Raw genomic sequence first — 25,246 nt, forward strand, 5'->3', positions numbered from 1 at the left:
TTAAAAATCACTGCGTATCAAATTGATACTTTATTTATGAGATTGAGATGCATTCATTGCTATTTACACCAAAACTCATTGTCCATCACCACCGATACTCTGATAGTAATTTCTTAGGCCAACTATCTCAAATAGAATAGTTTTTAAATTGATTGAAAAGTAAGGTTTTTATCACAATTCTAAAAGCGAAAAGTAATAACTGGTCATATACGGGCGTAAGTGGTAAGAAATTGGGTGTAACTGTTTTTTTTGGTCTCAAAATGAGGCAGAAATATTTGTAATTTTTAACTTATAGGCACTCCTCATTAACATATCTGCATCCCTTTTTAACTTATACGCTCTCCTCATTAACTTATACGCATTCCTCATTAACATATCGGCATTCCTTTTTAACTTATAGGCTCTCCTCATTAACTTATACGCATTCCTCATTAACATATCGGCATTCCTTTTTAACTTATAGGCTCTCCTCATTAACATATTGGCACTCCCTTTTAACTTATACGTGCTCCTCGTTAACATATCGGCACTTCTCATTAAACTTAGCTTAAACTCTGCCGGTAAAAAGCCATCATTCTTTAACCCTAACTTAATCTTTATCTAATTTTTTAAAAGCATGGCCGTCCTAATTTTACGGTGTCTAAAAACAAATACCAACACAATTATGAAAAAGTTTTACATCGTATTATTCCTGCTCGCGGGCTGGATGGCGAAAAGCCAGACTCTATCGCCCTATTTGCAGGCGCCTACCGCCAGTTCTATCTATGTCAACTGGAAAACAGACAGCAACCCTGAGTCTATCGTGGAATACGGCAGCACTCCTGATGCGCTGACCAACTCGATTACGGGTACCAACAGGATTTTTACCGATACCGGATATCCTAGCAACTATTTTTACCACAACGTGAAACTCACGGGACTGACTCCAAACACCAAGTACTACTACCGCGTTAAGACCGGAACCAACACGTCGCAGGTAATGTCTTTCAAGACGCTTCCATTGCCAGGACAGGCTGCAACGGCCGACGGACATCTTCGCTTTTTGGTTTTAGGAGACAACCAGATGCGCAATGTGCCGCGTTTCGACACCTTAGTTGCCCAAGCTAAGAGAAAGATTGCTCAAAAATGGGGCATCGCTGCTGATCCGGCAGACAATATTGCGCTGACCGTAATGGTGGGTGACCAAGTAGATGTCGGAACCCTAGACCACTACGAAAACGTGCATTTCAAAAAGAACAAAGCGCTTTCTGGCTACCTGCCGATACAGACGTTGGTCGGTAACCACGAAACTTACGGAACGTTAGCCATGCAGGCGTATTATGACCATTATGTGCTTGACGAAATGTCGTACAGAGGCATCTCTTCTGGAACTGAAAACTATTATGCCAACCAAGTCGGAAACGTGCTTTTTATTGCCATGGATACAGAACATACCGGCATACCACAGTTGAACTGGCTGACACAAGTAGTGCAAGCTGCTGATGCTGATCCTACAGTAGACTGGATTGTTTCTTTAGGCCACAGGCCGTATCAAGCGGAGCAATATGTAGGCGATATTTCTACTTGGATTCGCAACTCTGCCATGCCGATTCTGGTGACTTCTCAAAAACACATCTTGCACATCGGTGCCCACCACCATTTATACCACAGGGGACAATTAAAGAATACGCCAACGTACCAGATTATTTCTGGAGGCGTAGCTTGGGACCAGTATTGGGGAATGGCGGCCGAACAAGATTTTGACGACGTGCAAAAGACCATTTCTAACTGGATGTACCAGATTATTGATGTAGACGTCAACAACGATACTTTTGAAGTAGAGTCGTACTCTATCGGAAGCGCTTACACTTGGAAAGACAATGAGCTGATGGACACTTTCCACCATTATAAAGGATTAGACGTGCCTACACAGCCAACGATTCTTAATGACTTTACAGCGAATGACGGAGACGTTGAGCTTCCTCTTCTTATTTCAAGCTCGGACTATGCTACTACTTCCAACCAATTGCTGAATTCTACGGAATTCTTGATCGGAAAAACGGCTGATTTCGAAATCATTGAAAAAGACATCTACAGAGACTATGAAGATTTATACGGAGCCTTAAACGGACAGGTCGATGTATCGAGAGACGTAAATGCCGGAGTGGATATCACGAAGGTAACCATTGCAGCCAACGAAATTCCGAATGGCGAATACTTTGTAAAAGTACGCCACAGAGACAGAAACTTAAACTGGTCGCCATGGAGCGCCGTGAAATCGTTTAACGTGACGAATAGCGGCTTTGCCAATACGCAGATTCAATTGGATACTATTGCGTACCGACCAAACACGCCGATAAACGTTTCGTATACAGACGGACCGGGGAACCAAAGAGACTGGATTGCTTTGTATAAAATTAGCCAGACTCCGGGTGCCAGCAGTCCATCGCAAGCTTGGGCGTATGTAAACGGACAAAGAAGCGGAACGGCAACGTTTAGCGGCTTGACCCAGCCAGGAAGGTATTATGCTACATTTATGGAAAACGACGGCTATACAGAATTAGCCGACCGAAAAGAATTTTATGTAGGACCATTGGTTACTCTTGCGGCTAACGCGCAGACGTATACTTCGGGAAGCCCTGTTACCTTGACTTTTGCCAACGGACCGCAATTGGCAAACGACTGGATTGGAATTTACAAAGTCGGACAGACTCCAGGCGGACCTGCTTCAACGCAATGGCGCTATGTGACTACGGCTTCGGGAAGCTTTACATTTAATAACCTAGCCGACGGCTACTATTTTGCTGAATATTTTCTTCAAGACGGCTACAACAGCATCGGGAATAAGGTATTTTTCCAAGTTGGAAACCAGATTACGCAGTTGAATATCAACAAGACGATTTATAACCTGAACGAAAACATCATCGCTACTTGGACTAACGCTCCGGGCATCGTGAAAGACTGGCTTGGAATCTACCATGCTGGCGACGATCCGAACGTAGACGAATTAGTAAGCTTTACGTATTTTGACGGACTTCCGGAAGGCACGAAAGTGATCCAAGACGACAAGCTTCCGACCGAAGCAGGTGATTATTTTATCGTGATGTTTACGAACGATTCGTATAACGAAGTATCGAACCGAATCTCTTTTGTTGTAGAAGAAGCTTTAGGAACAGGCGAGTTTTCGTCTCAAAACGGCGTAAAAGTGTATCCGAACCCGATAAAAGCAGGCGAAAGAACGTATATCAAGTCCAAATACCCTATTGACCAGATCGATATGTTTGACATGACCGGAAACTTATTCTACTCTTCAAAAAACATCGACGATTACAACTTTTCGATTATCAACCAAAGCTTGCCAACCGGCACTTATATTCTTAAAATCCACTCTAATAAAGTTTACACTGTCAAGGTAGTCGTAAATTAAGTAGACCGCATCTAATAGCTAGAAAGCCTCCTGCAATGGGAGGCTTTTTTATTTTTAAGACACTCACCTCTTTTAAGATTCTCTTAGGCGTATCCAAAAAAACTTTTTTGTACATTCAACTAACTTATGAAAAAGCGACCATGAAAGACATTGCCCGCCGTTTTCCCGAAAATCCGTTGCTCAAGCCCAGCGACTTGCTGCCCAGCAGCATAGGACTACAAGTCATCTGCCTGCTCAATCCGGGTGCCTTTGTATTTGAAGATAAAACCTGGCTGTTGGTAAGAGTCGCTGAAAACATTCCTCAGAAAGAAGGCGTCATCTTCTTCCCTATCGCCAATGCGTTGGGCCAGATAGAGATTATCGAAATCTCTCTAGACGACCCTGACCTTATTGCCGATGATGCCCGTGTCATTACTTATAAAGGACAGGATTACCTGACCACGCTTTCGCACCTTCGCCTGTTGTGCAGTGACGACGGCGTTCGTTTTTATGAACCGAATGATTATCCGTTATTGTCAGGAATCGGATATCTGGAACAATTCGGCATTGAAGACTGTCGTGTCAGCAAAATTGACAACACCTATTATCTGACCTATACGGCCGTTTCCAACAGCGGCGTGGGCGTCGGCTTGAGAACCACTACAGACTGGAAAACCTTTGAGCAGAAAGGAATGATTTTTCCGCCGCACAATAAAGACTGTGCCATCTTTGAAGAGCGCATAAACGGCAAGTATTACGCCTTGCACCGTCCCAGCAGCAAAGAGATCGGCGGCAACTATATCTGGATTGCCGAATCGCCCGACGGCCTGCATTGGGGAAACCACCAATGCATCATCAAGACCAGAGAACATCATTGGGACAGCGCCAGAGTCGGTGCCGGAGCCGCTCCTATCAAAACCGAATTCGGATGGCTCGAAATCTATCACGGCGCCAATGCCGAAAACTTCTATTGCCTCGGTGCTTTTTTGATGGACTTGGATCATCCTACTAAAGTAATTTCGCGTACCGTAAAACCCATTATGATACCCACAGAATCTTATGAAACCAGCGGTTTCTTTGGCGGTGTCGTTTTTACGAACGGACATGTTGTTGATGGCGACCAGCTTACCATCTATTATGGCGCTGCCGATGAGTTTGTCTGCGGTGCTCATTTTTCTATTAAAGAAATCTTGTCGCTATTAGAATAAGCAAGCTTTTCTTTTAATCACTTAAAATGCCTCCTTCGGCAGCCATTGTGTCCGCTTGGCTATTTTTCACTTCCGATGCCCTGTTTATCACGCTACTTTTGAAAGAAATTAACCGTGATAAATACAACTATTATGACAAGAAATGATAAAATAGCCGCTGTAGTAGTCAGTTTCCTGATTACCCTAATTTTATATTACTTCCTTATCCCGAACAGAAATTGGCTCGGAAAACCTTATCTGGAAACCGCACAAAATGACGGATTTGCCGTAGTAGAACTCTTTACTTCCGAAGGATGCTCTAGCTGTCCTCCTGCTGACAAGCTTTTGGAAAAAATCCAGAAGGAATCGAATGGAAAGAAAATCTATTTTCTCGCTTTCCATGTCGATTACTGGGACCATCTTAACTGGAAAGACAGCTTCAGTTCTGAACAATCAACCAGCAGACAGCAGCAGTATTCTAGTTGGATGAACCGAACTCTCATCTATACCCCGCAATTTATCGTGAATGGCATTTCCGAATTCGGTGGCGACGATGCGCGAAAATTATACAGTCTGGTGGCCGATGCTTTAGAAACCAAACCTGCCGCAGCCCTAATCCTCGAAGCACATGCCAATAAGCAACAGCTCGAACTGAATTATGAGACTAATATTATTGAGAAAAATACCAGCCTATTTGTTGCCTTAGTGCAAAAGCAAGCAACTACCGAGGTGAAACGCGGCGAAAATGAAGGCCGTCTCTTGCATCATGTACAGATCGTAAGACAGACCCATACGCTATCTCTTGAAGAAAAACAAGGCAGACTGGTGGTGCCCAAGCCTGAAAACTTCAACACTACGGACTGGGAAATCATCGGGTTCCTGCAAGACGATACCACTGGTGCCATCAATGCGGCCACAAAAGCAACTTTTAATTAATCTAAAACTTTTTTTATGAAAAACATGCTCCTTACATTCATGGCTGCGGTCATAGTCCTTACTTGTACTTTAGAAAAAACAAGGCCCAGACTTAAAGTTAATAGCACTGCTAACAAGCAAGACACTTCCAAAATACGATCTCAAGCTAGTGCATATTTTTGGCTTGCCGATCCTAGTTTTGAGATCTTGCCGTAATAAAAAAGCCTTGTTAACTATAGCAAGGCTTTCTTATTATCTGTTTTCCAGCCAGCCTAAAAAGGCGGTCGCTTTTTCCTTTCCTACCAACAGCTTTTCTTCTGTAGGAACCGTCAGCTTGAGGAGCAGCTTGCGCGAAAAATAGTGCTCTGCCTCTCTGATTGCAGAAAAATTCACCAGATATTGCCTGTTGACCCTAAAAAACTGGCTCGGAGATAATAACTTATGCACCTCATCCAAAGACTGCGTTATCGGATATTCGCCTTTGTCAAACGTCATAATCGTAGGTGTTTCATTCTTTATAAAAAAATAAGCGATGTTTTCCGTCTGGACGGTGAGGTATTTATTATTTTTAAACACCAAAAAACTGCTCTTCCCGGCATTCTCTCCGCTTCTAGTCAGCAAATACTCAAAATCAGGAAGGTTCTTTTTATTCCTCTGGAAAAAGTTTTTAAGCTCAGCGGCCTTTTTGATAGCGGCAGCAATACTTTCTCTCGAAAAAGGCTTCAATACATAATCGATACCATTTGCCTTGAAAGCCTCAATGGCATAATTGTCAAAAGCAGTACAGAAAATCACGGGAGACACTACTTCAACGCTCTTGAAAATTTCAAAGCACAGTCCGTCTGCCAGCTGTATGTCCATAAAAATAAGATCCGGCTGGTCATTTTCTGTAAGGTAGCTCACCGCACCATCTACACTTTGGATATACGAGAGTATCTGTACATCAGGCCTGATGCTCATGATAAGCTGTCCTAGAGCTTTGGCTGTTTTAACTTCGTCTTCAATTACTATGATGGTCATAAATCAGGGGTATTTTTACTTTAAACGTAGTTTCATCTTTGTCAATTACGATCTCTTTATGGATAAGATGCATAAAGCGCTGGTTAATATTGTCGAGTCCTACACCTGTTGACAAGGCACCTTTTTTTAGCTGTATCGGATTTTCGATTACCAGAAAATCATTTTCAACATATAATCGAATTTGCAGAGGCCTGTCTAGCGATACCACGTTGTGCTTGATACAATTCTCGATCAGCAGCTGCAAGGTAAACGGCGGAATTGACGAATCATAATGCCTGGCATCGATGTCGTCTACCAAGACAAATCCATCTTCAAAACGAGCTTTCAACAAATACGTATACGCCTCTAGGATCTGGAGTTCTTCCCGCAGCGGAATCAAGTCTAGCTTCCTGCTTTCGAGCGTAAAACGATAGAAGTCCGAAAGCTTCAGGATAAAATCAGAACTTTGCGGATCCTGCATGTCCACCATAGATTTGAGCGTATTCAAGCTGTTGAACAAAAAGTGTGGATTCACCTGCTGCTTTAACAATTCATATTGCGCTCCAAGATGTCCCGATTTCGTCTTTTCCAGTTCCAGTCCTATCTGCTGTGTCTGGTAATTTTGGAAAAGCAAGTGCAGGAACATATAAACAATCAGGTTGATCAAGACGCCTCGTAGCTCAAACATGATGGGCGCATCCATCTTCGTGACCTGAAAAAGCTCCTGATGTGCGATAACCAAAACCACCATCATCACGATACCCATGACAACGCTCAACAGCAGCTTCCCATTTATCAGGCTCTTGGCAGTGCGACGTGACGTAAATTTTGGAAGGCTGTAGATATTATAATACCAGATAAAAAGCGAAAACAAAAACGTAATCGATAAGTTGATAATGATATCGCCCAGCATCGAATCGTGGTCAAATAATTTAGGGATTGATGCAAGGATGGCCAGTGCTATGGAACTTCCCCATATCACCTTTCGGGAAACCTGAAACCGTTTTTTTTCTTTTTCCATATGCTGTAGTAGTAATTGAATCCCTGCCTGTCAAAGATAGGATTTTTAAATATTGAAAAAGCCGGAAGAAACTTCCAGCTTAAATCATTATATAAGTGAGTATTGCTATTTTAAAAAGTCGCTTTTGTGGCTCCTAGAATGGCACCGCTGCTGCTGTCTTGCACAAAACCGATGATTTCAAAACCCTTTGTAGTAAAACCTTTAGGCAGCGTCAAGGTTGTAGTTCCTTTTTCGTTTCCAGCCAAAGCTGTACTATGCAAATGATGCACAATCTGGAAATGCGATAGGATGCGGTTTGCATTCTCGCCTCGCTTTACGCTGCTCTGGGCCGTCTTTTTCACGATGGCCAAAAGCAGTCGGCTGTTTTTAGAAGCGTCATTTACAGAATGACTTACCGTAATCTTGTTGCCAGACTGTACTGCTTTCAAAGTCACGTCAGCGGTAGCGGCCATCGACAGGGCTTTCTTAGTAGCATTTCTCACTGCGGTTTCCTCAGAACCTATAAGCCCGACCTTTCCATTGATGATAAGCTGCGGCGTATAAACCGAACTGCCAAGCCATTTTGAATACTCATACTGCCTTTTGGTATAGTCTGCATCGCTAAAGACATCCTTCCAGCCCTGTTTGTCCCAATAATCCACATGGTAGGAAAGTACATAGACTTCACTGTCCATATATTCTTTTTGGATTTTGCCCATAAGCTCATCTGCCGGCGGACAGCTGGAACAGCCTTCGGAAGTAAACAATTCCAATACAGCAAAACCTTTTTTAGTGGCCTTGTTCTGTCCAAAAACATTCGTTCCTGCTACAAGTGCAAGAATCAAAACAGGCAATAGTTTTATTTTTTTCATAGTTTGATAGTAATTAGGATTTTTGATTTAGGATTTTTGATTTGGGTTTCTGACTTAAATAGAAAAGCCCTATTTGCGGGCTATTCTATTTTAGGCTTTGCTTATATTAGATTAATCGTCACTCCGATATTGCCTCTCGTCGCTTTAGAATACGGACAAGTCTGGTGTGCGGCATCGGTAATCGCACGGGCTGTTTCCGTATCCAAGCCAGGAAGGCTTACATTCAGGCGGGCTTGTAAAAAATAAGCTCCGTCGGTCATGCCTAAATCTACTTCTGCATCGACAGCTGTTTCTGCCGGAAGCTTGATTTTCATCTGCGCTGCCGCAATTCCCATGGCTCCGATAAAGCAAGCCGACCAGCCTGCTGCGAAAAGTTGCTCTGGATTCGTTCCGCTGCCAGCAGAACCTGGAGACGAAAGCTTGATATCAAGACGGTTGTCAGAACTTTGTGATGCACCTTCGCGGCCTCCGGTCGTGTGCGTTTTTCCTGTATACAATACTTTTTCTGGTTGAAGGATGTTGTTTTCCATTGTCGTAAATTTTTAAAATGTTGTTTTTATTTTGTTTGAATTATAGGCCAAAAGTAGGCCGGTCTAGTACCTCATCCAATGGCTAAATGGCTCAAGTGGACAAAGTAGATTGTGAATCGGACATTGCTGAGCCTGATTATTTTGTATAGCCATCAACTTCAATGATAGCATCGGCAAAAGCTCGTGGATCTTCCTGCGGTACATTATGTCCGATCCCGTTTAACATCTTATGCGAATGCTTTCCTGTGAATTTGTTCGCATAGGATTTCCCGTCTGCCGCTGCCCCGTCAAAATCACTGCCGATAGTTATGGCCGGTACTGTAATTGACGGACGTGCTGCTAAGCGTTTTTCTAAATCATCATATTTTGATTCGCCTTTGGCAAGAGACAATCTCCAGCGGTAATTGTGGATGACGATCGCAACATGGTCTGGATTGTTGAAAGACTGCGCTGTCCTGTCGAAAGTAGCCGTGTCGAAGTCCCATTTTGGAGAAGCCAGCTTCCAAATCTGTTTGTTGAAATCATAGGTATTTTTAGCATAGCCTAGCTCGCCGCGTTCTGTCGAAAAATAGTATTGGTACCACCATCCCAATTCGGCTGCAGGCGGCAGAGGCTGTTTGTTTGTTTCGAGATTCACAATCAGGTAGCCGCTCACAGAAACAAGTCCTTTTACGCGTTCTGGCCAAAGCGCCGCCATGATAACGGCTGTTCTTGCGCCCCAGTCAAAGCCTCCAACGATAGCCTTATCTATTTTTAGCGCATCCATAAAAGCAATGATATCTGATGCGATGGCCGATTGCTGTCCGTTTCTAGGAGTAGCTTCTGAAAGAAAATAAGTAGTCCCAGAGCCTCTTAGATAAGGAGCAATAACTCTGTAGCCTTTAGAAACCAGCATCGGAACCACCTCTTCAAAACTGTGGATGTCATAAGGCCAGCCATGAAGCAGGATTACTGGAGTGCCGTTTGCAGGACCTGCTTCTGTGTAACCGATATTCAATACGCCCGCATTGATTTGTTTTAAAGTCCCCAGCGAATTTGCTGTTTTGACAGAATTGGCATTTTGGGCACTTGTCTTTTTCGTTTGGGCATTGGCGGATATACTGCTGAAAATGACCAAGGCAAATACGGCTATCGCATTGCTAAACTTATATTTTAGTATCTCAAACATGATTTCAGTTGTTAAGGTTTATGGCTTCTTTTACTAATTAGCGAAGCGATCTGAATGCTGCGCGAAGTTCTTCAGCAAAAAGTTGCGGTTCTTCCCAAGAAGCAAAGTGTCCGCCTTTTTTTACTTCGTTGAAATAAATCAGGTTTTTATAGCTGCGCTCTGTCCAGCTTTTAGGCGCTTGGTAGATTTCTCCAGGGAATACGGTCACGGCCACTGGAATCTTGATTTCTGCTGTCCTTTGTTCGCCAGCATTAAAATTGTTTGTATTGTTTTCCCAGTACAATTGTGCCGATGAAGCCGCCGTATTGGTCAGCCAGTACAATGAAATATCGTCAAGCATCTCGTCTTTTGTAAGCGACTTTTCTGCATTGCCGCCGCTATAGGTCCATTCATTAAACTTGTCCAAGAAAAAAGAAGCAAGCGCTACAGGCGAGTCGGTAAGTCCATACCCTAGAGTCTGCGGACGGGTAACCATCATTCCTGCATAACCGCCGCCTTTTGTATATAATTTATTAAGTGATGCATACGCCGCTTTTTCTTTGGCTGTTAATCCTGCTGGCGCTGGTTCTCCATTTTTTAATGCTTGTGCGATTTCTGCTGGAACTGTTGCTGGCATATTTACGTGAATACCTAACAATCCTTGTGGTGCTTGGCGTGCCATTGCATCTGCAATTACCGAACCCCAATCGCCACCTTGCGATACATATTTTTTGTAGCCCAAACGTTTCATCAGCACATCCCAAGCCTTTCCGATACGGTCTGGTCCCCAGCCTGTGCCTTTAGGTTTTTCAGAAAACCCATAACCCGGCATCGAAGGCAATACAAGATCGAAAGCATCTTCAGCACGACCTCCATAAGCCGTTGGATCGGTAAGCGGGCCAACTACTTTCAAAAGTTCAAAGACAGATCCTGGCCAGCCGTGAGTGATAATTAGCGGCATGGCATTTTTATGCTTTGAACGGATGTGTATGAATTGGATATCCAGCCCATCGATGTTGGTAACAAATTGAGGCAGCGAATTTAGTTTTGATTCTGCTTTGCGCCAGTCGTAATCAGTTCCCCAATAGGCAGCAAGTTTTTGGATCTGCTCCAATTTTACGCCTTGTGATTGGTCGCCTACCGTTTCTTTGTCTGGCCATCTGGTCGCATTGATGCGTTGGCGAAGCTCGGTCAGTGCTTCTTGTGAAACGCTGATGTGATACGGGCGAACCGCTTCTGAATCTTTTGTGCTTTTTGCTGGATCTTTCTGTGCGAAACCAGCTGTCCCGATCAGGATAAGAGTCCCTGCCAAAAATCTGCTGGCAAGACTACGGTTGTTTGTTTTGATTGTTTTCATTTTGCTTTTGATTATTAAATTATGTGATTATTGTTTTAATTTCTTGGTCAAAAGTATTTCGATAGCAAGCGCTACACAATCAAGAAATAGCCTAAACGGACGAAGTGAAGAGTGAAACGGACATTCGTAAGCTTGAAAATTTTATAGGAATCGTATAGCGTAAATTCATCTTTGCAAACAAAGAACTTTGAAGCAGATGCCATTACTAGAATGATTGAGATATCCTGTAAAATACAGTAAACAATCTAGTCCTTAAACAAGAAGATTTGTTATATATTTGATTAATTATAAAGAGAAAACCAGTTTATCATTGCATGAAAAAGCTTCAAATTATTTTATTATTCTTACTATCAACAGCAGTATATAGCCAACATTGCTATTCCCGCGCAAAAACAAGGAAAAACTGGCAATGGTGATGAAGCCTATTATCTCTTAGATGGTATGAGTGACTCTTTCAAACAGTATTTGAATAATCTTGTGATAAAGTATAAATTTTCACATCCTCTATAAAGAATCTAAAACAATTATGGGCACTGCTCCTATCCTCAAAACTAAACAATGACAAGTTCTAAAAAATACGCCTTCCTTCTACTCCTGCTGCTTCTAAATGCAAGCGCCTATGCCCAAAAAGAAATCTCGATTACGATTGACGATCCCAATACAATTCTGACTCCAAAACTCGAATGGCAGGAAAGAAACGATGCCCTCTTAAAAACACTCAAAAAGCACCGCATCAAAGCGGCTTTGTTTGTCTGCGGCATGAGAGTAGCCGATTCAAACGGAAAGACACTGTTGAAACAATGGGACGACCAAGGCCATCTGATCTGCAATCATTCGTACTCGCATCTGTACTTTAATGGTAAATCGACCACCTTTAAAAAATTCAGCAATGATTTTCTGAAAGGCGACAGCATCATCACTACTTACAAGCATTATACAAAGTATTTTAGATTTCCGTATTTGAAAGAAGGCAACACCGCCGAAAAAAGAGATTCGATGCGCGTATTTTTATCCCAGAACGGCTATAAAAATGGCGCGGTTACGATAGACGCTTCCGACTGGTACATTGATGCTGAAATAGCAAAAGCCTTAAAGCAGGATATCAATACCGACCTTACGCCCTATAAAAACTATTACATCCAGCATATCTTAGACCGAGCTTCCTATTACGATTCGCTGGCTGTTTCGGTATTCCACAGGCCCGTCAAGCATACGTTGCTGATACATCATTCTTTGCTGAATTCCTTGTTCCTCGACGATCTCCTGATTGCCCTTAAAAAAAGCGGCTGGAAATTAATTGATGCCAAAACTGCTTTCAAAGATTCTGTTTTTGAGGAAGCACCTCAAATTGTGCCTTGCGGCGAAAGCATTATCTGGCAGTGCGCCAAAAGAATAGAAGCTATTGCGGCAACGCTGCGTTATCCTGGCGAAGATGGCGAATACGAAAAAATACCGCTGGAAGAAATGGTCAAGGCTTATTCTAAGAAACCGTAAGGTATTCGCTTCCAAATCATACTTCTGTAAAGACTATAAAAAAATCGCCTGAAGATTACTTCAGGCGATTTTAGCAATTGATATAATGTGTGCTTATTTCTTAACAGCCCTAAACACTTTAGAGAATTCTCCAGCAACAACCTTCACGATATACGTTCCGGAAGGCAGGTCAGAAAAATTCAACTGGCAGCTAGTTCCATTGGTTTTTTTTGCGATTACCTGTTGTCCTAGCATGTTAAATACTGTAGCAGCATCAATAGTTTCTGTATACTCGATAGTCAGCAGATCTTGAACCGGATTTGGATAATACTTAAAGTTATCACTTTCAAAAATAGGAGTTCCTAATTCCGTTCCGGCAATAACCTTCAATCGTACGATGCTCTCTCCACAGCTAGAAGCTACGGTCTGCGAAGCATAATAGATCCCTCCGGCAACAATGAGGTCTATTGGAGACAGCAAATTTCCTCCTGTCAGTGCATCATACCATAGTATATTTTCGCCCGTTACGTCGAAATCAGCCAGCGTTTCGCCTGTAACAAAATCTTGCGTTTCTTGCCCCGTTGGAGCCGGAGTCTGGTTTTTTACGGTTATCGATAAAGTCTGCGCTATCGCACAGGCTCCTACTTCTGGAGTAAACACATAATCCGCTGTACCCGGCTGTGCCGTATCGATTGTTGCTGGCGACCACGTTCCTGCAACGCCGTTTGGAGAAACCAAGGCCAAAGCAGGAGCCGTCGTTCCTTGGCATACATCGGCAACAGGTGCAAAATCAGGCGTGGCTTTTGGAATTATGACAACCGATAGTGTCTGCGGTACCAAGCAAAGCACTCCCGTTACTTCTGTTGGCGTAAATACATAGTCAAACGTACCTGTCTGTGCTGTCGAAATTTCAGCCGGACTCCAGGTTCCTGCGATTCCGTTTGGAGCTACCAGTGCCAAAGTTGGAGCAGTAGCATCTTTGCAGATCGGTGCCAGGGTTTCAAAATTTGGAATCGCTTGCGGCGTTATCGTTACTAAAACTTGTACTCTCCTGCTCTCGCAGCCGTCAACGGTTTGCGATACATAATAAGAGCCTGTTGTCAGCGGATAGGTATTGGCTAAAACTTCTCCAAAAGTACCTCCGGCATACCATTGTATCAAGGCGTCTTGGATTGTCGTGGCACGCAAATCTTCTACCGTAGCTCCTTCGCAAAAAGTCTGCGGAGTAACTACTGGATCTGGCGTATTGATGACTACGGCAACTTCGGTTCTTGGTCCTTCGCAGTCGCCATTTTTCTGAGATACAAAATAAGACTGAGTCGCTAGGCTTGAAGTGCTTTCTAATGCTTCTGTTGCTGTGGCGCTTGCATACCAGATAATTGATGCCGACGGTGCTGGAACCAGAGAAGCTGCAGTCGTAGTACCGCAAAACGTCTGTGCAGCCGCTGTAGGAGCCGCTGGCAATTCGGTAATGGTTACAACTACAGGTATCCTTGTACTTTCGCAGATGCCAATAGCTTGTGATACATAATAGATCTGTGTTTGCAGTGCAGCGGTATCCGCCAAAGCTTCAGTAGCATCGGTGGTAGCATACCAATGTGCAGTAGCTTCGGCAATTGTAGTAGCCGTTAGTTCTGCAACAGTTGCCGAGGCACAAAAAGTCTGCGGCAAGGCTGTTGGAGGATTCGGTACGGCACAGTTCAGCTCATACGCTCCCATGTCTGGAGTACCATCATAAAATCGATCGTTTCCGAGGATATCAGTAACAATAGCAGCTATATTAGGCGTACTTCCTGGTGCATAATAGTTGTTGCTTCCTGCATCTACGGCAGGACTCCCTTGTTGGAGTTTATAATTGCCATTCGCAGCATCAGTAAACAACGGATCAGTAGTACCGTCTATATTTCCGTTGGCATCATTTGTAGTAGCCTCTTGGACAAGGCTATGTGTATATTGTGGTAATGCTTGCGCATTTGTATAATAAACTCCAGTAAGGTTATCATAAACAATACTATTGCGAATTTTTAGAGAGGAACTTGTGTTGTATATAGCACCTCCATTCACAACGGCACTATTTCTTGCGACAGTAACATTTGTCAAGATGGGTGACTTAGCAATGCCATAACGTTCTATATAAAATCCGCCGCCTAGGCCTTCTGCCGTATTATCGCTGATAACGCAATTGGTAACAACATCATCGGTATCGGTGCTATAAAACCCGCCGCCATCTTTAGCAAAATTGCCTTTGATAACCACGTTAGTCAGTATAGTCGTGCCGGTATTGTTCTTTATTCCTCCTCCTAATTTCGTCGTATGGTTGTCGCTGATTTCTACATCAATAAGCGTTGGCGTTGCTGCAAAATTATTAATACCACCACCGCCTTCAGATGTTCCTCCTCTAGCCGAGTTCCCATTGACGATTCCGTTAGACAGATAGGGCTTGGATTGGCTCTTGTCATTTTGCATTCCAGCTCCTTGTTCTGAAATATTCTTGCTTATAGTAAAATTGGTAATCGTTGGGGAAGATGTGTCGTTATACATTCCACCGCCTCTTATGCCGGCTACATTTCCAACAATCACAATATTAGAAACGATAGGCGACGAAAAGTAATTATACATTCCTCCAGCAACATTATTGGGTACAAATTTGTTCGATCCAATAATTTTTATTGTTCCTGCCATATTAGCGTTGCCTCCACGGATTGTAAATCCGTCTAAGACAGTTGTATTTGTTATTGCGTTGGCGGCACTTACTCCAACCCCCATAACTACGTGGTAGGCATTTTCGTCATTGTTTGTTATCGTAAGCGTACTTCCGATACCCAATATTATATCATTATTGCTGTAATCTCCGCTCAAAATAGAAGCATTTGCTGTCAAAGCCAAGTCTCTTTGCGTCAATTGTGTTTCTGTGCCCGCAAAGCCGCCATACATCTTGACATTATTGACCAAAACGAAAGCATTGTTTCTATCGGTCGGATTGATCCCGCTAAGGTTATCAACACGGTATAATGGATAGTACGTCCCGCCCGCTACCCAAATCTGGGTTACGGCTCCTGCTGTCAGTTCTCTTGCGGCCTTTACGGCATCGGCGGCTTCGCCCAAGGCATTGGTCCAGCTGCTGCCGTTTCCTGTCGCTCCTTTTTTAACATAGAGTATACCATTGGCATCTGGAACGGCTTGCGCCCATACTGAGTCTGCTGCAACTAGCAGTACCAAAAGCACGGCAAAATGCCTTACTTTTTCTTGTAATTTTTTGTTCATAAATACATTGTTATTTTAAGGTTTGTTTATTCTTGTCTACGCTTGTTTCAAACGGCAACAAACATATACCTCTTGTATTACCCTAAGATTTCAAAATGAACAAATAAAAATTACGATTGTGTTAACCAGATAGTTACATCGTTAAGAGACTTTCAGACCCAAACTAAAACGCATAAAAAAAGCTCCTAGATTTAGGAGCTTTCTACTTATGAAATCAGTTGCAATGAATGGACGGACAGTCCTCGATTAAGCTTTCGTTTTAGCCGCTTCTTCTTTTTTAGCCTTTGCTTCGGTTTTTTTCATTTCCTTGTTTTCTGCTTTTTTAGCATGTTTTACTTCTTTTTTGACTTCTGCTTTTGATTCTTTTTGTTGTGCATTCATCATAGCACTAGTTCCTAAAACAAAAACGGCTAACATCATTAATTTTTTCATGATTTCTATTTTTTTAAATTAAACAAGATTGTTTGTTTCTTAATTATAGGTCAAAGTTAGGACCGCTAGATGAAGAACAAATGAAGATAGGCTGCTGTTAATTTGTTTAACTTTTAATTAACTTTTCGGGAAATAAAGCGTAAAAGTTGTTCCGATACCAACCTCGGAAGCTACCTTGATTTCTATTTTGTGGAGGGTGGCAATGCTTGACACGATGGCGAGTCCTAATCCTTGTCCCTCATCTTCCAGATTAATTTTCATGAATCGGTTAAAAATCTGAGACAGCTGTACTTCCGTCATTCCTTTTCCAGTATCCGAAATAGCTATGGCATAGCGGTCATTCTGGAAAGAATCTGAAATGGATACGCTTCCGCCGTCTGGCGTAAACTTGATGGCATTGAATAGGATGTTATAAAACAAGATGTGCAGCAAGGTCTTGTTGCCTTCAAACAGAAAATGGTGCTGGATAGTGCTAGACACCTGAAGCTGTTTTATTTCAATCCGATCTTCTAGATCCCTAAGCAGGTCTGAAATCAGTACAGGGAAATCTATCGCTTCAAAATTAGAGTACTGGTTGTTTTCTATGCGCGAAATAAGCAAGAGGTTATTGATGATGCGTTTTAGGGTATCAAGGTTGCGAAGCGAGACAGCAATCTTGTCAATGCCTTCGTCATTGATGGATTCGTTATTGAGCAGGTTTTCCAATCGGTTCTGGAGGATCGAGATCGGCGTGAGCAGTTCGTGGGAAACGTTTGCTATAAACTGTTTTTCTTTTTTAAACTGTTCCTGGATGCGGTTCATCATTTCATTCAGTCCGCTATCCAGCAATATAAAATCCGAAGTAGTCGTATGCACTTTAGAATGGTCGAACAATTCGGGCTCATTAATCAGATTGATCTTCTTGTCGATAATCTTCTGGAAAGGACGCAACAGGTAATCGATAAAGAACGACTGGGCAAAATGCGACAGGATAAGCGTTACCGTAAGCAGTAGCAAGATTACCAGATGGAACTTTTCTAGCAGTTCGTTGACCTCGCTCAGCCGCTCTCCTATTTCAAGGACATAATCGGTATTCTTATACGTAAAATGATGGTACAGTACGCGATACTCATTCTGTTCTTTTTCTACGACTCGAGGCTCATCCACAAAATAGTCTTTTTGGCTGGCGGCTTTAGCTTTAGAACGGTACAATTGCAGAAACTCGCTGTGCAGGTTCGAAAAGCTTACATACAGCTCCGTACTGTCGTTGCGTTCTATAAAAGCATTGATTTCGGAAGTATTCAGGTTCTTGACAAACTTGTCACGTTTTTCGATCATCGAGCTTTCGATGTTCTTGTAGGCTACTTTCTTGATCACAAAAGACAAGGTGAACCACATGATCGCCAGCAAGAGCAGGCGGATGACAGCGCTAAAGATTGATATTTTATGTTTTAGCTTCATGTTCTAGCTTATAATTCGATAGCCCACATTCCGCACCGTTTCAAACCACTCTATCGAAGCATGCTTGTCGAGCTTCTTGCGGAGGTTGCGCACATGCACGTCTATAAAATTAGAATCGGAACTGACTTCCAGCACATCGCCCCAGACATGTTCCGTAAGCTGCAAGCGCGTAATGACCCTGTTTTTGTTGAGAACTAAGTATTGAAAGATGTCAAACTCTTTTTTGGTCAGTGCAATCGGATTTTCCTTAAAGCTTACCTTGTAATCCTGCAATTGAATCTTGAATCCGTGCACGTCCAACTCATTCACGGCAAACCCATGAATACGACGGATAACGGCATACAAACGCGCGCCCAGCTCGGTCAGCGCAAAAGGCTTGGTAAGATAGTCATCGGCACCCAGTTCCAACCCGTTGATTTTATCGTCGAGTTCGCCCCGTGCCGTAATGACAATCACGGCCATCTTAGATTTTGCTTTCCGCACGCTTTTCAATACGTCGAATCCGCTTCCGTCGGGCAAGCCCAAGTCCAGCAGCATGGCATCGTATTGGTTGACTTCTGCTTCTTCCAGAGCGCTTTCGCAGGTAGCGGCCCATTTACAGATATAGCCGCTCTTGGAAAGATAATCGATCAGCTCAACGGCTAGTTCTTTCGTATCTTCAACAATCAGGATATTCATAGGAAAGTGTTTGACAGTTTAAAAATAGTGTTTCTGAGGCTATCAAAAAAGAAAAACTTCTCCTAAACTATAGTGTTTTGTGTTTAGGAGAAGCTGCAATCAAAAAAAACATAGCCAATCAACGATCTTTTTCCACCAGCTGCAGGAAGTCGCCAGCGCCATCAAAAACAGCATCATAAAATCGGGAACTGTTTTCAAGTCCCACTTCATAAGTATATTCGTTTTTATCGTTTCGCACTTTCACGGCTTCAGCAATCTTATAAGCTGGATAATTCTTTTTCAGGTAGCTTATAGTAGCAAGCGGCAATTGGTTGGGCGCTATACCATGCTTGAGCACCTGCATTTCTCCTCTTAAGTTATAATAGGCCGATACTTTAGCGCCCTGCATCGTAAACTCGGCTACAAAAAGTTCTTCATCATCGTCTCCGTCTCCATATTCGTTTCTCCATTCTGGAATGCTTTTGGGAAATTCTTTTTCAAAAGCAATCCTCGCCTCGATTGGAGGAACATATTTTTGGCTTTTGGTATCGGCTTGCCCATAAAAGCTGATTGAGGCAAGCAATAGCGCTGACAGGATTATTTTTTTCATGGTTTTGCTTTTTAATAAATACAGAACGAAGTTACAATCTGAAAATGAAGAGCAAATGAAGAATCAAAAAAGTTGCTATTTATTTGGTCAGATTTAACTTCTCAAAAAACAAACCTGCTATTTGAAGTCGTATTTTAGCAGAACAGCCTTATTACTTATCGTATCACATGAAAAACTATCTTTTTTTGTTGCTCGCTATTGTCTTTGAAACGATAGCCACTTCTTCCCTCAAAGCTTCGGAACAATTCACAAAACTGGTTCCGAGCCTTATCACGATTATCGGCTATATTGCCGCATTTTATCTCTTGAGCCTTACGCTGAGGTCGATTCCGGTAGGCATTGCTTATGCGATCTGGTCGGGCATTGGTATTGTTCTCGTAACACTGGTGGGTATTGTTATGTTCAAGCAGGTTCCGGACCTACCTGCTATAATCGGACTGCTGCTCATCATAGCCGGCGTGGTTGTCATCAATGTTTTTTCTAAGACATCGGCGCATTAGACTGCGGCATTGCGAGCATAGGCCCCATTATTTCCTATCAAGACACCATTGGCGAGGCTGATTCACAAATTAACGGGTGTCCAACAGGCGCGCGTGACGTTCTATCACCCGCCGATGGCATTCTGGACGTCAAAATTGGCGTTCGGAACGCCAATTTTCACGTTGGTAGACGCCATTTTTCACGTTTGGAACGCCAAATTTGGCATTCGGGACCCCGTTCATGGCGTTGCGAACGTCACGGACGGGGTTCGGAACGCCATCGGCGGATGATAGAACGTCATTTGTGAGTGTTTGAAGGAAACTTTAAGCAGCAATAGTAAGTTATGAATCAATCTTTTTTAAATCAATATCTATTATTATCATATTCCGATAAAAAATAATATCCTTCTCTAGAGTTTTCTCTTCTATATACCTTAAATAAATGCGTGTTTTTTTGTTTTACAATAGAATCGCCTAGTTTCAAATCAAATTCTGCTAAACTGCTAGAATCAATTTTTAAACCATTTGACAAATAAAATGCTGTAGCCCTCACTTGCCAATTATTTCGTTCTACTATTAAGGAATTGACTTTTGACTTATAAAATTTCTCATTATTCTTTTTACCAACCAAATGGAAGTAAATAAATATCCCAAATATTACTATCACAGGATAAAATCGTAGTAGTTTCTTTATTGTCATCTTAGAATATCATTTTTTGTATACAATCTTCCACTCAGCTTTTTCCAAATCTTGTTTAGTCAAAAGATATTTTTTATCATAAACCCTATTCTTTAGTTTTACTATTCTTGCCCACCCATACTTATCTACGCTATCTTTTGAAATAATAAATAACCTTGCCTTTTTATCCTTGGAAGAAGCAAAGAAACTGTCCCAATACACAGGCCTGTCTTTATTTTCTTGCTCTTTATCTGGTGCTATTTCCATTATATTAAAAGCCGAAACTGTTTTATCATATCTATAACTAGCAAAATAATCAGAATCTGATATATTATCAGAATTAGATAGGATGCTATAAATTTCGCTATCAGTACCATTATAAACAATTAATCCTTCTTTGTCTGTATAATCCATGCAGCTAATCATAAACAGGCAAAATAAAACCGTCACAATAAACCCTATTTTTTTCATTCTTTATCTTTAACTACTCCAAATTTAATTAAGAAGTAGATTCTTTCAGCAATAAAATTCTTTTTAAACCTAATTTGCTGAAATAAGTGATTCTTGAAAAGTTCCATAAACACAAAACAACCTCTTTTCGCTACATTTTCTATTACGAAATACGTATCTTGGCATCGTTTTATGATAGAAATAAACTACAAAATATGGCATATCGATTCCTCTTTTTATGGCTTTGTTTTTTTACAGCCGCAGCATTTGCTCAAAAGCCTGTGTTCAACATCCGATTCTCAGAACAATTGGCTGTTTTTGTGTTTGTACAGGAGATTAATCCCGACCGTCGCGACAACCCGTTTAAGACCGAATTCTCGAAATCCAAGTACAATACCGAAAAATACCAAAAGCTGATTGCTGAGATGGACACGCTAGCCATCGATTATACCTACCATTTTTCGGAATATCCATACGGTTCAAAAATACCAGGCATGACAACGGAATTCCTGAAAAAGAACCTGATTGCGACAGACAATCTAAAAGAATTCAAAAATCGCTCTGCCGGACTCGTCACCAACAAGCCGTTGATTCGGCTGGCAGACATCATTTCAGAATTTACGCCTATCTATCGAGAGCTGATCTACGAACCCAATAAGAAGGAATTCGAGAAGCAGCTGGCCGACATACAAGAATACAGCCGTGCCCACAACATCAGCGGTTATTTTGAGACGGGACTTGCCTTTTACGGTTCGAGCTGGGACAGTTCTATTCCTTTTGAGGTGGCTTTTTATCCGCTGCCGAATTCAGAAGGCTTTACCGCGCAGGCTTTTTATAACAATTTTGTCAGTGCCGTGCAGACCGACCTCACCGACCATGTGTCGCTATTCAGCGTGATGCTGCACGAAATCTACCATATCGTTTATGACGAGCAGCCGCTAGCGCTTAAAAAACAACTGTATGCCTCTTTCAAGCAGAACCCTTCCAAAAACAGCGCCTATGCTTATATGCTGTTGAATGAGGTACTGGCAACAGCTTTAGGCAATGGCTATGTAATGGAAAAACTAAACGGTACGCTGGACGAAGAAAAATGGTACAACTGGAAATATATCAACGAAATGGCCAAAAAGAGCTATCCGCTGGTCTTAAAGTATATAACCGAGAAAAAGGCAATGGATAAGGAGTTTGTAGATGCCTATATCCAGCTCTATGACGATAATTTCCCGAACTGGAGCAATGAGATGGACAACATCATGTGCTTTAGGTATATGATTTCCGATAACAAGGAAGACTTTAGGACCATCCGACAGCAATACAAGCGCCGCTCTATGACCGAAGAAGAAGATCAGGTGACAGAAAACAGCATCGAAAAGATGAAAGCCGTGCCGATGACCAAAATAATCATCGTCTCAAAAGACCACGCCGCCAAGCTGGAACTCATAAAGCGCAAATTTCCGGAACTCAAAAACTGGAAGTACAAAAAAGACAAAGAGTTTACCTACAACATCCTGTTAGACGACAAGACACAGCTCTTTATTATCAATCAGATAAACACGCCGACGGAAAAGCTTATCGAAAAATTGGCGGTGCAAAAACAATAAGACAGAACGCTATGGCGAAAGTCACTTCACCCTCTTTAGACAATACTTTTAAAGACCTGGCTGTAGCTAGCGAACTCGTGTATGACAACATCGGATTAGCCCTCGCTGCCCTAAAAGCCGATGCTGAAAGTGCCGAATATGCAGCCTGTACTTTTACGTTAGGCGGAAAGCCTGTCCTGTACAGAAGCTCCAAGATTACGCCCAAGAAAATCGGGCAGTTTGTTACGCTATGGAAAAGAAATCCAAAAGGAATAACCGAGCCCTTTAGCAGTTCAGACCCTTTTGATTTCATTATCATATCAGCGAGAAGCGGCAGCAATTTCGGACAGTTTATCTTTCCAAAATCAATACTCTTAGAAAAAGGGATTGTCTCTTCCGCCACTAGAGAAGGAAAACGCGGCATCCGTGTCTATCCGCCGTGGGACAAACCCACGAGCAGACAGGCCGAGAAGACACAGCAATGGCAAGTGCTTTATTTCTTGGAAATTAAGGAAGACGGCACGACAGACCTCGAACGGGCATCCGAATTAATTACGTTACTGACAGTTTAGTTATTTTCGAGTATAAATACGGAAAGAATGATACTCGTTGTCTTTTGTAGCTACCCACGCGCTATAAATTCCTTCTGCTACAGAATAAATCCCATAACGATATACGTCGCCTTTGACGCTAAAGTTTTTCCGCTTGTTATTATTGCTCTCCAGAAATTCCAATTCGAATTCACCGCTACCTTTGGGACGAATCAATAAGTTTGAAGTCGTACCATCCTCAAAAGTTTCAATCCAATGGCTAGAAGACAGTGCTACGTTCACGATGCTTCCATCGTATTCTTTATAGTAAAAGCTTTTCCCCGAAAAGAAAGCATCACTTTCTTTTTTTGAAAGTTTAGACTTCGGTTTTTCCGCCAGCTTGCCCCAGTCGCTTTTATTCTCCTCCATGCCAGCCAAGATATCAAGGAAAGCTTGGCAATTCCGCTGAAGCCTGAAATAAACCCGATTTACTAAAGAATCCGCTTGCGCCTGAGAAGTTACTTTTGCCTTTTCATAAAAAGTGGGCAGATGTTTCTCGAACACCATCATGATCTTGGTTTCATCTTTGACCTCCTTTAGTTCTTTAAATGACTCGCACATTTTTGAAGCCAAAGAATCTACTTGTTGTATGGTTTGGCTGTTCATAGTAGCATACGAAAGCACTAAAAGAATAAGGACATATTTTTTCATTCCTAATGATTTTTTTAGGAAGCTAATATAAGAAAGTCCTGATAAATAGTACTACGCTAGCGTATTCATGCCCCTTTTTTACTCTCATCCCGCATCGAATCAACACTATACGGGCCTGCTCCAAAATACGCCAGCATCAGCGCAGCGCCTATAATAGAGATATTTTTCATAAACGTGAGCAGTACCAGCTCGTGGAGCATCGGGTCTTCCACAGTCCAAAAATCATGCATGATAAACGTGACCGGAAGCAGGAAGATGATAATAAGCCAAGCGCCCCATTTCGCCATAAAGCCAAACAAGATGCTGAGCCCTGCCGCCATTTCAAAAATACCGACCAGCGGAATCAGTATATAAGACAGCGGAATGCCCTTGGCCGCCGCCTCATAGACAAAGGTGTCAGAAAATTTGGCAATAGAAGAATACATAAAGATGATGCTAAAAAGAAACCTGCCGATTAAGGGTATATATTTCATGATACTTGAGTTTTAAGCTGTATTAAATGTACGCCTTAACCAACGATAGCCCTTCGTGCCATTCCGTCCAAAATTGGTCTGAAACCCGCCTTTTTGATTTGCCTGCCCTATCGTTGATTGGCAGAAAATAGCTAACTTTACGAATCTAAAAACAATCCGGTTGGAAAAGACAGGCATCAGAAAGCTCTCGATCAGCGATATCCTTGAAATATTGGGCGACGTGCCCCAATCCGAAGGACTGCATGTCTATATGGGCAGCGCGATAACAGAAATTCCCTTTCCCTATCCTTATCGGTCCGACAACTATTCGATACTGCTCATCCTTTCGGGAACGGTGAAAATGCAGCTCGACCTGATTCCGTATGTAGCAGTTTCTGGCGACCTGCTTATCATCTCGCCAAGAACCATTAACCATACCCTCGAAATCGACGGCAACGTCGAGCTTATCGCCATAAGCTTTACACTAGACTTTGCCCTCCAGTCCAACCGCAGCAAAAACGAGATCGAAGCCTTTGAGTTTTTTGCTTCCAAAGCCATTCCCAAGCTTTCGCTGGATGCCGAAGAGCGCGACAATTTTGTCTTTCTGTCCCGACTGCTGCAGCAAAAAAACAAGGAAAGAGGACGAGAGCCCTTCACCAGCGAAATCATACAGCATACCTTCAGCCTGCTCATGTACCTAGTAGCCGTGCGCTATAAAAAAGAAAACACAGGATTGAATCCCGATATCTCAAGACAGCAAGAACTCACGCTCAACTTCCTGAAACTGCTCGATGTCCATTTTAAGCAGCAGCGCAGCGTACAGTTTTATGCCGAGTCGCTCTGCGTAACCAGCGGCCACCTGACCAAGATATTAAAAGAAGTATCGGGCAAGACTGCAGGCGAGCTTATCGAAGAATCCGTCATCATAGAAGCCCGTGTGCTGCTCGCCGACCCTGCCCTGACGATTGCCCAGATTGCCGAAGAACTGCAGTTCAGCGACCAGTCCGCATTCGGGAAGTCCTTTAAGAAAAATACGGGACTTTCTCCCTCAGAATACCGCAGGAGAAACAGCAACAATTAGCCCCAAAGCATACCGC

At 42.6% G+C, this 25,246-nt stretch carries 23 protein-coding genes; 8 read left to right on the forward strand and 15 right to left on the reverse strand.

The window, feature by feature from the left end; all coding sequences use genetic code 11:
- Window positions 1–664: 664 nt before the first annotated feature.
- From GGR22_RS12100 to GGR22_RS12110, 3 genes are all read left to right on the forward strand, one after another.
- Entirely contained in the window at window positions 665–3,406 is a 2,742-nt protein-coding gene (locus GGR22_RS12100; RefSeq protein WP_182493877.1) for a fibronectin type III domain-containing protein, read from the forward strand.
- Window positions 3,407–3,513: 107 nt separating this feature from the next.
- Window positions 3,514–4,593, forward strand: coding sequence for a glycoside hydrolase family 130 protein (locus tag GGR22_RS12105; RefSeq protein ID WP_246336956.1), 1,080 nt, complete (start codon window positions 3,514–3,516; stop codon window positions 4,591–4,593).
- Window positions 4,594–4,725: 132 nt separating this feature from the next.
- Window positions 4,726–5,508: a DUF1223 domain-containing protein gene (locus GGR22_RS12110; protein ID WP_182493878.1), complete on the forward strand. Its 783-nt coding sequence runs from the start codon at window positions 4,726–4,728 to the stop codon at window positions 5,506–5,508.
- A gap of 231 nt (window positions 5,509–5,739) precedes the next feature.
- Here the strand turns inward: GGR22_RS12110 and GGR22_RS12115 are convergent, their stop codons facing one another.
- The 6 genes from GGR22_RS12115 to GGR22_RS12140 form a co-directional block, all read right to left on the reverse strand.
- Window positions 5,740–6,507 carry a LytR/AlgR family response regulator transcription factor gene (locus GGR22_RS12115; RefSeq protein ID WP_182493879.1) on the reverse strand — a complete coding sequence of 256 codons (768 nt, stop codon included), beginning with the start codon at window positions 6,505–6,507 and terminating at the stop codon, window positions 5,740–5,742.
- A complete protein-coding gene (locus GGR22_RS12120; RefSeq protein ID WP_182493880.1) occupies window positions 6,488–7,507 on the reverse strand; it encodes a sensor histidine kinase in 1,020 nt (339 codons plus the stop codon). The genes GGR22_RS12115 and GGR22_RS12120 overlap by 20 nt, the downstream gene beginning before the upstream one ends.
- A 110-nt stretch (window positions 7,508–7,617) precedes the next feature.
- Entirely contained in the window at window positions 7,618–8,358 is a 741-nt protein-coding gene (locus tag GGR22_RS12125; RefSeq protein WP_182493881.1) for a DUF1223 domain-containing protein, read from the reverse strand.
- A gap of 101 nt (window positions 8,359–8,459) precedes the next feature.
- Complete coding sequence (locus GGR22_RS12130) at window positions 8,460–8,888, reverse strand: organic hydroperoxide resistance protein (RefSeq protein ID WP_220477655.1); 429 nt, start codon at window positions 8,886–8,888, stop codon at window positions 8,460–8,462.
- Window positions 8,889–9,024: 136 nt separating this feature from the next.
- Entirely contained in the window at window positions 9,025–10,056 is a 1,032-nt protein-coding gene (locus GGR22_RS12135) for an alpha/beta fold hydrolase (protein WP_182493882.1), read from the reverse strand.
- A 37-nt stretch (window positions 10,057–10,093) separates the two neighbouring features.
- The gene (locus tag GGR22_RS12140) at window positions 10,094–11,392 is read right to left on the reverse strand and encodes an epoxide hydrolase family protein (RefSeq protein ID WP_182493883.1); all 1,299 of its coding nucleotides are present in this window, start codon (window positions 11,390–11,392) and stop codon (window positions 10,094–10,096) included.
- A gap of 558 nt (window positions 11,393–11,950) precedes the next feature.
- Here GGR22_RS12140 and GGR22_RS12145 point away from each other — a divergent pair.
- Window positions 11,951–12,886 (forward strand): polysaccharide deacetylase family protein, encoded by a 936-nt coding sequence (locus GGR22_RS12145; RefSeq protein ID WP_182493884.1) that lies wholly within the window; start codon window positions 11,951–11,953, stop codon window positions 12,884–12,886.
- Between the two features lie 93 nt (window positions 12,887–12,979).
- Here GGR22_RS12145 and GGR22_RS12150 read toward each other — a convergent pair whose 3' ends face one another.
- The 5 genes from GGR22_RS12150 to GGR22_RS12170 all read right to left on the reverse strand — a co-directional run bounded on the left by GGR22_RS12150 (window position 12,980) and on the right by GGR22_RS12170 (window position 19,268).
- Window positions 12,980–16,129 (reverse strand): T9SS type A sorting domain-containing protein, encoded by a 3,150-nt coding sequence (locus tag GGR22_RS12150; protein WP_182493885.1) that lies wholly within the window; start codon window positions 16,127–16,129, stop codon window positions 12,980–12,982.
- Between the two features lie 246 nt (window positions 16,130–16,375).
- Window positions 16,376–16,561, reverse strand: coding sequence for a hypothetical protein (locus GGR22_RS12155; protein WP_121377311.1), 186 nt, complete (start codon window positions 16,559–16,561; stop codon window positions 16,376–16,378).
- Window positions 16,562–16,678: 117 nt separating this feature from the next.
- On the reverse strand, window positions 16,679–18,001 hold the full coding sequence (locus GGR22_RS12160) for a sensor histidine kinase (RefSeq protein ID WP_246336957.1): 1,323 nt from the start codon (window positions 17,999–18,001) through the stop codon (window positions 16,679–16,681).
- Window positions 18,002–18,004: 3 nt separating this feature from the next.
- The gene (locus GGR22_RS12165; RefSeq protein WP_121377312.1) at window positions 18,005–18,679 is read right to left on the reverse strand and encodes a response regulator transcription factor; all 675 of its coding nucleotides are present in this window, start codon (window positions 18,677–18,679) and stop codon (window positions 18,005–18,007) included.
- Window positions 18,680–18,797: 118 nt separating this feature from the next.
- Window positions 18,798–19,268 (reverse strand): hypothetical protein, encoded by a 471-nt coding sequence (locus tag GGR22_RS12170; RefSeq protein WP_182493886.1) that lies wholly within the window; start codon window positions 19,266–19,268, stop codon window positions 18,798–18,800.
- Between the two features lie 167 nt (window positions 19,269–19,435).
- Here GGR22_RS12170 and GGR22_RS12175 point away from each other — a divergent pair, with 167 nt between their 5' ends.
- Entirely contained in the window at window positions 19,436–19,768 is a 333-nt protein-coding gene (locus GGR22_RS12175; protein WP_121377314.1) for a DMT family transporter, read from the forward strand.
- A 343-nt stretch (window positions 19,769–20,111) separates the two neighbouring features.
- On the opposite strand, the gene GGR22_RS12180 is transcribed toward GGR22_RS12175, so the two are convergent.
- Complete coding sequence (locus tag GGR22_RS12180; protein ID WP_121377315.1) at window positions 20,112–20,447, reverse strand: hypothetical protein; 336 nt, start codon at window positions 20,445–20,447, stop codon at window positions 20,112–20,114.
- 9 nt (window positions 20,448–20,456) lie between these two features.
- The gene (locus GGR22_RS12185; protein WP_182493887.1) at window positions 20,457–20,897 is read right to left on the reverse strand and encodes a hypothetical protein; all 441 of its coding nucleotides are present in this window, start codon (window positions 20,895–20,897) and stop codon (window positions 20,457–20,459) included.
- A gap of 194 nt (window positions 20,898–21,091) precedes the next feature.
- Here GGR22_RS12185 and GGR22_RS12190 point away from each other — a divergent pair, with 194 nt between their 5' ends.
- Window positions 21,092–22,477: a hypothetical protein gene (locus GGR22_RS12190; RefSeq protein WP_182493888.1), complete on the forward strand. Its 1,386-nt coding sequence runs from the start codon at window positions 21,092–21,094 to the stop codon at window positions 22,475–22,477.
- An 11-nt stretch (window positions 22,478–22,488) separates the two neighbouring features.
- Window positions 22,489–23,028, forward strand: a complete 540-nt coding sequence (locus tag GGR22_RS12195; RefSeq protein WP_182493889.1) for a MepB family protein — start codon at window positions 22,489–22,491, stop codon at window positions 23,026–23,028.
- Here the strand turns inward: GGR22_RS12195 and GGR22_RS12200 are convergent, their stop codons facing one another.
- Window positions 23,029–23,697 (reverse strand): hypothetical protein, encoded by a 669-nt coding sequence (locus GGR22_RS12200; protein WP_182493890.1) that lies wholly within the window; start codon window positions 23,695–23,697, stop codon window positions 23,029–23,031.
- A gap of 65 nt (window positions 23,698–23,762) precedes the next feature.
- Window positions 23,763–24,170, reverse strand: a complete 408-nt coding sequence (locus GGR22_RS12205) for a DoxX family protein (RefSeq protein ID WP_121377320.1) — start codon at window positions 24,168–24,170, stop codon at window positions 23,763–23,765.
- A gap of 160 nt (window positions 24,171–24,330) precedes the next feature.
- On the opposite strand from GGR22_RS12205, the gene GGR22_RS12210 reads away from it, so the two are divergent.
- Window positions 24,331–25,230: a helix-turn-helix domain-containing protein gene (locus GGR22_RS12210; RefSeq protein ID WP_182493891.1), complete on the forward strand. Its 900-nt coding sequence runs from the start codon at window positions 24,331–24,333 to the stop codon at window positions 25,228–25,230.
- The last annotated feature ends 16 nt before the right edge of the window (window positions 25,231–25,246 follow it).

The sequence above is a fragment of the Flavobacterium gossypii genome (assembly GCF_014138495.1).
GTDB classification, from domain to species: domain Bacteria; phylum Bacteroidota; class Bacteroidia; order Flavobacteriales; family Flavobacteriaceae; genus Flavobacterium; species Flavobacterium endophyticum.

Excerpts from the sequence above, each read along its gene's own strand:
- GGR22_RS12100 (WP_182493877.1), top strand. The coding sequence starts at position 665 with ATGAAAAAGTTTTACATCGTATTATTCCTGCTCGCGGGCTGGATGGCG.
- GGR22_RS12110 (WP_182493878.1), top strand. The coding sequence starts at position 4,726 with ATGACAAGAAATGATAAAATAGCCGCTGTAGTAGTCAGTTTCCTGATT.
- GGR22_RS12115 (WP_182493879.1), bottom strand. The coding sequence starts at position 6,507 with ATGACCATCATAGTAATTGAAGACGAAGTTAAAACAGCCAAAGCTCTA.
- GGR22_RS12120 (WP_182493880.1), bottom strand. The coding sequence starts at position 7,507 with ATGGAAAAAGAAAAAAAACGGTTTCAGGTTTCCCGAAAGGTGATATGG.
- GGR22_RS12125 (WP_182493881.1), bottom strand. The coding sequence starts at position 8,358 with ATGAAAAAAATAAAACTATTGCCTGTTTTGATTCTTGCACTTGTAGCA.
- GGR22_RS12130 (WP_220477655.1), bottom strand. The coding sequence starts at position 8,888 with ATGGAAAACAACATCCTTCAACCAGAAAAAGTATTGTATACAGGAAAA.
- GGR22_RS12135 (WP_182493882.1), bottom strand. The coding sequence starts at position 10,056 with ATGTTTGAGATACTAAAATATAAGTTTAGCAATGCGATAGCCGTATTT.
- GGR22_RS12140 (WP_182493883.1), bottom strand. The coding sequence starts at position 11,392 with ATGAAAACAATCAAAACAAACAACCGTAGTCTTGCCAGCAGATTTTTG.
- GGR22_RS12145 (WP_182493884.1), top strand. The coding sequence starts at position 11,951 with ATGACAAGTTCTAAAAAATACGCCTTCCTTCTACTCCTGCTGCTTCTA.
- GGR22_RS12150 (WP_182493885.1), bottom strand. The coding sequence starts at position 16,129 with ATGAACAAAAAATTACAAGAAAAAGTAAGGCATTTTGCCGTGCTTTTG.
- GGR22_RS12155 (WP_121377311.1), bottom strand. The coding sequence starts at position 16,561 with ATGAAAAAATTAATGATGTTAGCCGTTTTTGTTTTAGGAACTAGTGCT.
- GGR22_RS12160 (WP_246336957.1), bottom strand. The coding sequence starts at position 18,001 with ATGAAGCTAAAACATAAAATATCAATCTTTAGCGCTGTCATCCGCCTG.
- GGR22_RS12165 (WP_121377312.1), bottom strand. The coding sequence starts at position 18,679 with ATGAATATCCTGATTGTTGAAGATACGAAAGAACTAGCCGTTGAGCTG.
- GGR22_RS12170 (WP_182493886.1), bottom strand. The coding sequence starts at position 19,268 with ATGAAAAAAATAATCCTGTCAGCGCTATTGCTTGCCTCAATCAGCTTT.
- GGR22_RS12175 (WP_121377314.1), top strand. The coding sequence starts at position 19,436 with ATGAAAAACTATCTTTTTTTGTTGCTCGCTATTGTCTTTGAAACGATA.
- GGR22_RS12180 (WP_121377315.1), bottom strand. The coding sequence starts at position 20,447 with ATGACAATAAAGAAACTACTACGATTTTATCCTGTGATAGTAATATTT.
- GGR22_RS12185 (WP_182493887.1), bottom strand. The coding sequence starts at position 20,897 with ATGAAAAAAATAGGGTTTATTGTGACGGTTTTATTTTGCCTGTTTATG.
- GGR22_RS12190 (WP_182493888.1), top strand. The coding sequence starts at position 21,092 with ATGGCATATCGATTCCTCTTTTTATGGCTTTGTTTTTTTACAGCCGCA.
- GGR22_RS12195 (WP_182493889.1), top strand. The coding sequence starts at position 22,489 with ATGGCGAAAGTCACTTCACCCTCTTTAGACAATACTTTTAAAGACCTG.
- GGR22_RS12200 (WP_182493890.1), bottom strand. The coding sequence starts at position 23,697 with ATGAAAAAATATGTCCTTATTCTTTTAGTGCTTTCGTATGCTACTATG.
- GGR22_RS12205 (WP_121377320.1), bottom strand. The coding sequence starts at position 24,170 with ATGAAATATATACCCTTAATCGGCAGGTTTCTTTTTAGCATCATCTTT.